At 71.6% G+C, this 6,884-nt stretch carries 5 protein-coding genes; 3 read left to right on the forward strand and 2 right to left on the reverse strand.

The annotated features are described in order from the left end of the window. Together JWN21_RS01790 and JWN21_RS01795 are read left to right on the forward strand one after the other, a co-directional pair. On the forward strand, positions 1–193 hold a 193-nt coding region (locus JWN21_RS01790; RefSeq protein ID WP_299645691.1), incomplete at its 5' end, for a hypothetical protein. A gap of 152 nt (positions 194–345) precedes the next feature. Next, complete coding sequence (locus JWN21_RS01795; RefSeq protein WP_299645692.1) at positions 346–2,598, forward strand: EAL domain-containing protein; 2,253 nt, start codon at positions 346–348, stop codon at positions 2,596–2,598. Between the two features lie 6 nt (positions 2,599–2,604). Here the strand turns inward: JWN21_RS01795 and JWN21_RS01800 are convergent, their stop codons facing one another. Both JWN21_RS01800 and JWN21_RS01805 read right to left on the reverse strand, forming a co-directional pair. Beyond that, positions 2,605–5,112 carry an ABC transporter permease gene (locus JWN21_RS01800; protein ID WP_299645693.1) on the reverse strand — a complete coding sequence of 836 codons (2,508 nt, stop codon included), beginning with the start codon at positions 5,110–5,112 and terminating at the stop codon, positions 2,605–2,607. Between the two features lie 212 nt (positions 5,113–5,324). Then, positions 5,325–6,029: an ABC transporter ATP-binding protein gene (locus tag JWN21_RS01805; protein WP_299645694.1), complete on the reverse strand. Its 705-nt coding sequence runs from the start codon at positions 6,027–6,029 to the stop codon at positions 5,325–5,327. Here JWN21_RS01805 and JWN21_RS01810 point away from each other — a divergent pair. Further along, on the forward strand, positions 6,014–6,688 hold the full coding sequence (locus JWN21_RS01810; protein WP_299645695.1) for an arylesterase: 675 nt from the start codon (positions 6,014–6,016) through the stop codon (positions 6,686–6,688). The two genes, JWN21_RS01805 and JWN21_RS01810, sit on opposite strands and share 16 nt — an antisense overlap. Positions 6,689–6,884: the final 196 nt, after the last annotated feature.

Here is a 6,884-nt window from a genome sequence, read left to right on the forward strand (position 1 = left end):
CGAGGATGCCAAGGATGCCAAGGATGCCAAGGATGCCAAGGATGCCAAGGATGCCAAGGATGCCAAGGATGCCAAGGATGCCAAGGATCTGAAGGACGCGAAGGACTTGAAAGATGCGCAGGATGCCAAGGACGCCAAAGACGGCGGCAAGGACGGCGGGGGTAAGGGCGACGACGATAAGGATAGCGGTTGAGGAATGAGCAGATCGGCCGGGGCGGCATGACGGCGACCGGTGAAGTTGACGGCCTGTTCATGCTTCGCGGCTAGGATCAGTTGGTGCAATCGCGGTCGGTCGTTCCCCTCAAGCTCCTTGCTTTCGCCCGCGCCCGCTGGCGCGCGGGCGCCTTGCTGGCCGCGGCTGCGCTCGGCGGTCTGGTCGGAGTGACCGGTGCGGGCGGCGGGCTGGAGAAGGGGCTGCAGGACCTGCGCTTTCAGCTGCGCAGCCGGCCCGCCTCGGGCGAGCTCCACATCATCGAGATCGATGCACGCTCGATGGCGGCGATCGCTCGCTGGCCGTGGCCGCGCCGCAACTATGCGCAAGCGATCGACCGATTGACGCAGGCGGGCGTGGCCGGGATTGCGTTCGACGTCGACTTCTCCGCCCGTTCCAATCCCGAGGACGATCGTCGCTTCGCCGACGCGCTCGCCCGCGCGGGTGGCGGCGTGGTGCTGCCGACGCTGCGTCAGGCGGCGGGCAGCGGTAGCGCTGAATTCCTCGACGCGCTGCCGATCCCCGAGTTGCGCGCGCACTCGATGGCGGCGGCGGTTTCGATCCTGCCCGATCGCGACGGTCTCGTGCGCGCGGCGCCGATCGGCATCGTCACCACCGGCGTGCCGCGGCCGTCGCTGTCGGCGATGCTCGCCGGCCGGGCGGGGGCGGTGGGTCGCGACTTCTCGATCGACTATGCGATCCGCGCCGATACGATTCCGCGCCACAGCTTCATCGACATCAGCGACGGCCGCTTCGATCCACGCGCGATCGCGGGCAAGCGCGTGCTGATCGGCGCGACCGCGGTGGAGATGGGGGATCGCTATGCGGTCCCGCGCTACGGCGTGATCCCAGGCGTGGTAATCCAGGCACTGGCGGCGGAGACGCTGATGATCGGCGTGCCCGTGGACGCGGGCTGGGTGCTGCCGCTGATCGTCGCGTTGCTGCTCGCGCTGCTGCTGCCTTGCGCACGGCGCACGGGAACGCTGATCGCGACGGCGGCGCTGCTGCCCGCTGCGATCTTCGCGATTTCGGTGGCGGCGGAGATGCTGCAGGTCGGCTTTATGATCGTGCCGGCGCTGGCGGCGCTTGCCGCGGTCACCGTCGCCACGGGCGCGATGCTGACCGCCGCGACGCTGCGGACGCGGCGCCTGACCGACGAGGCCACGGGACTGCGCAACCGTCATGCGCTGCTGGCCCATGCCGGCGACGCGCGCGTGACGATCGCCGTCGCGCTGTTCGCCGATTACGACAAGCTGCTGTCGGCGCTGGGCGATCTGGGCGGGGCCGAAGCGATCGGCCGGGTGCGCGATCGCATCGCGCTGCTCGCCGGCAATCCCGAGATATTCCGCGTCGACGATCGCGTGCTGGCCTGGGTCGCGCCCGACGACCCGGAGCAGACGTTCATCCTGTACGAACAGCTGCGCCGCGTGATGATGGCGCCCGTCGAGGTCGGCGGGCGTCGGGCCGACGTGGCGCTGACGGTGGGCGTGGCGCACGGTGACGCAGCCGGGGTCGTGCTCGCGCATGCGGCGCTGGCGGCGGCGCAGGCGCGCGACACGGGCGAGGGCTTTCACCACCACATCCAGTCCGAGGCGGATGCGGTGGCGCAGGAAATGTCGCTGCTCGGCGAACTGGACCAGGCGATCGCGGCGGGCGAGATCGAGGTGGTTTATCAACCGAAATTGAACCTGGCGACGAAGCGGATCGCCAGCGTGGAGGCCCTGGTCCGCTGGCGCCACCCGACGCGCGGCTTCCTGCGTCCCGATCTGTTCATCCCGCTGGCCGAGCGCAACGATCGCATCGCCGGGCTGACGCTGCACGTCACGGCGCAGACGCTGGCGGCGCTGACGGTGTGGGGCGCGGCGGGTCACCTGATCGGCGGCGCGGTCAACATCTCCGCCAAGCTGCTGACCGATCGGGCCTTTCTGGCGGACCTCGCGGCGCTGATCGGTGGCAGCGGGCTGGATGCCGGGCGCCTGACGCTGGAGGTGACCGAGTCCGCCGCGATGAGCGACCCCGCCGGTGCGGCGGACGCGCTGCGCGCGTTGAAGGCGCTGGGCGTGCGCATCTCGATGGACGATTACGGGACCGGGCAATCGACGCTCACCTATCTGAAGCAGCTGCCGCTCGACGAGCTCAAGCTGGATCGGTCGTTCGTCCAATTCGCGCACCAGAACCGGTCGGATGCGGTGCTGGTCCGCTCCACCGTCGAGCTGGCGCACGACCTTGGGCTGACGGTCGTCGCGGAGGGAGTCGAGGACGCAGCCTGCCTTGCCTATCTGGCGTCGATCGGGTGCGACCTCGCGCAAGGCTACCTGATCAGCAAGCCGATCGGCGCGGAGGCGCTCGCCACCCTGCTCGACACGCCGCTCGACCTCGCCGCCTGAGGCGGTCTAGCTCGCGCGCAACGCCTCCGCCGGTCGCGAGCGCAACGCCGGCAGGCTGCCGAGCAGACCGATGCCCAGCGTCGCCACGCTCGCCAGCGCGAGCGTAAGCGCGACGATGCCCCAACCGGGCGCCCATCCCAGCTCCAGCACTCGTGTCACCACGAACCATCCCGCCGCCGTGCCGATCGCCAGCGCGACGCCGACCAGCAGCAGCGACAGCAGCAGATATTCGATGGCCTGGACGCCCAAGACCTGGCGCGAACTGCCGCCGAGCAGCTTGAGTACGACACTGTCATAGCGCCGCGCGCGCGTCGTCGCGGCGACCGCGCCGATCAGCACGGCGATGCCGGCGAGCACCGTCACCGCTGCCGCCGCGCGTACCGCCACCGCGACCTGGCCCAGCACCGCGCCGATCTGGCCGATCACGTCGCCGACACGGATCAGCGTCACCGACGGCAGCGCGGCGGCGACGCCCCGCGCGATCGCGCCGTCGTTGCCGGGTGGGGCGTAGACGCTGGCGAGCAGCGCGTGCGGGGCTTCCTCGATATAGCCAGGCGAGAAGACGATCGCGAAGTTGAGGCCCAATCCGCCCCAATCTATCTTGCGGAAGTTGGCTATGCGCGCGGGAACATCGACGCCCAGCACGGAGATGGTCAGCATGTCGCCGATCCTGACCCCCAGCGCCTCGGCGGCGCGATCCTCGATCGAGACCAGCGGCGGGCCGCGATAGTCGGCGGGCCACCAGCGGCCGGAGACGACCTCGTTGCGGGGCGGGACGGCGGCCGACCAGGTCAGCGTGCGCTCGCCCCTCGCGACCCAGCTCTGCGTCTTCAGCCGGGCGACCGGCACGCCCTTGATCGCGCTGATCGAGCCGCGCAGCGATGGCGTTGCCTCGATCCGGGCGGCGGGTGCCGTGGCACGGACGACGGACTGGAAGCGGGCGGCGTCTTCGGGCTGCAGATCGATCGCGAAGAAGCGCGGCGCCTTCGCAGGGGCGGCGCCGGCGAGTTCGGCGGACAGGCTGGTGTCGATCACCGCCATCGCCACGAACAGCGAAAAGCCCAGCCCCAGCGCGACCACCAGCCGATCGGTCTGCGCGCCTGGTCGGTGGAGGTTGGCGAGTGCCAGCCGCCGCAACGGCGCACGGGGGCGCGGCAGGCGGGCGAGCGCCCAGCGCAAGCCCAGCCCGATCCCCCACAACAGCAGCACCAGCGCCGCGACCGCGCCGACGAAGCCGAGCGCCAGCAGCCGGTCGGATGCGGTCAGCACCGCAACGCCGGCGAGCGCCGCGATCAGCACGCCCATCGCCGCGACCAGTCGCCACGACGGCCGCCGGCTCGCGCCGACCTCGTCGCGCAGCAGCGTTGCGGCGGGAACCGCGCGGGCGCGGGCAAGTGCCGGCAGCGCGAACAATAGCGCGACCAGCCCCGACAGCAGCGCCGCCGTCGCGAGCGGGACGGGGTAGAGCGCCAGTTCTGGCGTGACGGGAAGCGCCGCCCCGGCAAGCCGGGCGACGACGAACGGCACCAGCGCGCCGACCGCGAGACCCAGCGCGATCCCGACCGCCGCCGTCGCGCCGATCTGAAGCAGGAAGATGCTCGCGATCAGTGGCGAACGTGCGCCCAGCACCTTGAGCGTCGCGATGACGCGCGTCTTGGCGGAGAGATAGGCCGCCACCCCGCTGCCGACGCCGACGCCCGCCACCGTCAGCGCGGCGAGGCCGACGAGCAGCAGGAACTGGCCGAGCTGGCTCAACCCCCGTCGCAGCCCACCCGCCGCCTGCGCCGAGGTGCGGGCGGTCCAGCCGGCATTGCCGAAGCGGCGCACCAGCCGCTGCCCGGTCGCCTCCGCCTGCGCGCGCACCGGCACGACCAGACGATAGCGGCTCTCGTACAGGCTGCCCGGCTGCACCGCCTGCGTCAGGTCGAGCCCGGCCAGGTCGACCAGCACCGCCGGCCCGAGCGCGAAGCCTGCGCCGATCCGATCGGGCTCGTTGGCGATCAGGCCGACAACACGCAGATCGGCGCGGCCGACGCGGATGCGGTCGCCGACTCCGACATCGAGCCGCTCCGCCAAGGCGGGCGCAATCGCGATCTCCGCGCCTTGCGGGCGCTGGCGCAGCGCGCCGGGCGCAAGCCGGAAGTCGCCCACCAGCGGCCAGGCGGCATCGACGCCGCGCAGGTCGACCAGCACCGGCTCGCCGCCGCTTCCCGAGGCACTCCGGGACGCCATCGCGCGCATCGACACGGTTTCGGACATGCGGCCGGCACTCGTCAGCGCGGCGAGCTCTTCGACGGTGGCGCGGCGCTGCGACACGCGCAGCTCGACGTCGCCGCCCAGATACTCGCGGCCGCGCCCGTCGAGCGCCGCCAGGATGCTCGCCGACAGGCTGCCGATCCCGGCCAGCGCCGCGGTCCCGAGGAACAGGCACAGCGCCAGCAGCAAGAGGCCGCGTCCGCCGCGCTTCAGGTCGCGCCACGCGAGGCGCCACGCGAGGGCGAATTGCGTTCTCAACGGTTCAAGCCTTCGCCGGCGAAAGCCGCGGCCCAGTCGGCCGCGCCGTGGACGGGGTGACGGTTTCGACGGGGACCAAGGGAGGGTAAGGCCGGTGCCTGCTGTGCGAGGGATGAGTTCTGATCCGGGCAGCGGCCCAACCGCGCCCCGGCTTCCGCCGGGCAAGGGAGAAGGGCCGGGGAAGCGGGCAGGGAGAAGGAGAAGCGCGCATCCTATGCACGTCGATCCGCGACGATACGTCCATCCGCCAGTTCGACCACGCGCGCGCAGCGGCGCGCCAGTGCGGCGTCGTGGGTGATGACGACCATCGTCGCGCCGCTGGCGGTCTGTTGCGCGAACAGCAGGTCCATCACGCCTGAGCCCGTTACCGTGTCGAGGTTGCCCGTCGGCTCGTCGGCGAACAGCAGTTGCGGCCTTCCCACCAGCGCGCGCGCGATCGCGACGCGCTGCTGCTCGCCGCCCGACAGCTGCGCGGGGTAGTGGGTTTCGCGATCGGCGAGACCGACGGTGGCCAGCTGCGCCGCCGCGCGCGACCACGCATCGCGCTCGCCGGCGAGTTCCAGCGGCACCGCGACATTCTCGAGCGCGGTCATCGTCGGCAGCAGGTGGAACGCCTGCAGGACGATACCGATGCGCCCACGCCGCGCCACCGCCAGCGCATCCTCGTCCAGCGTCGCGAAGTCGAGGCCGGTCACCTCCACGCTGCCGCCGGTCGGCCGCTCCAGCCCCGACAGCACCGCCATCAGCGACGACTTGCCCGACCCCGACGGCCCCAGCAGCGCGACGCTCTCGCCCGCGCCGACGGTCAGGTCGATGCCGCGCAGCACTTCTACACGCGCCGGCGGCTTGCCAAGCGTCAGCGTGATGTTGCGCGCGTCGATAACGGCGCTAGGCGGGACGGATGATGTGGCTGTCACGGTGGGCGCGATATGGGGGGCGGTGGCTGCTTGTCCATGTCGCTCTGGTGCTGGCCATGCTGGTCGGCACAGGTGCGCATGCGCAAGCTCCGGGCAAACCGCCCGCGCGGCTGATCTGGGCGTTCGGCGACAGTCTCGCCGCCGGCTATGGCCTGCCACCCGAACAGGGCTTCGCGGCGCAGCTGCAGGCGGCGCTGCGTCGCGGTGGCGTCCCCGCGACGGTGCGTAACGGCGGCGTGGCGGGTGACACGGCCGCGCAAGGGCGCGCGCGGCTGCGCTGGGGATTGCGCGGGCTGGGGCGCACGCCCGATCTGGTGATCGTCGAGCTCGGCGCGAACGACATGCTGCGCGGGCTGCCGGTGGCACAGGCGCGCGCCAATCTGGACCTGATCCTGACCGAGCTGAAACGCCGCCGGATACCCGTGCTGCTCGCCGGCATGCGCGCGGCACCCAATCTGGGACCGGACTATGCGCGCAGCTTCGAGGCGATGTACCCGGCTTTGGCGCGCAAGCATGGCGTGCCGCTGTACCCGTTCTTCCTCGATGGCGTCGCAGCGAACCGCGCGCTGATCCAGCGCGACGGGCTGCATCCCAATGCGAGGGGTGTGCGGGTGATCGTTGCGCGGATTGTGCCAGCGGTGCGCAAGGCGCTTGGGTAGCGCAAGCCCTACCCGAGTAACCCATCCCCGGCGAAAGCCGGGGCCCAGCCGGCGCGGAGCGCCGATCGACGCTACCGCGTCGAGCATTCTGTATTGGCTAGGCCGCGGCGTTCGCCGGGGAAGGGCTAGAGGTTGGTAGGTCGAAGGGTGAGAGCTAAATTACCTGCGTGCCCCACAGCCCCCACCCCCCCGCCAG

The sequence above is a fragment of the Sphingomonas bacterium genome, assembly GCF_028292945.1.
Lineage (GTDB): Bacteria > Pseudomonadota > Alphaproteobacteria > Sphingomonadales > Sphingomonadaceae > Sphingomonas.

Excerpts from the sequence above, each read along its gene's own strand:
- JWN21_RS01810 (WP_299645695.1), top strand. The coding sequence starts at position 6,014 with ATGATGTGGCTGTCACGGTGGGCGCGATATGGGGGGCGGTGGCTGCTT.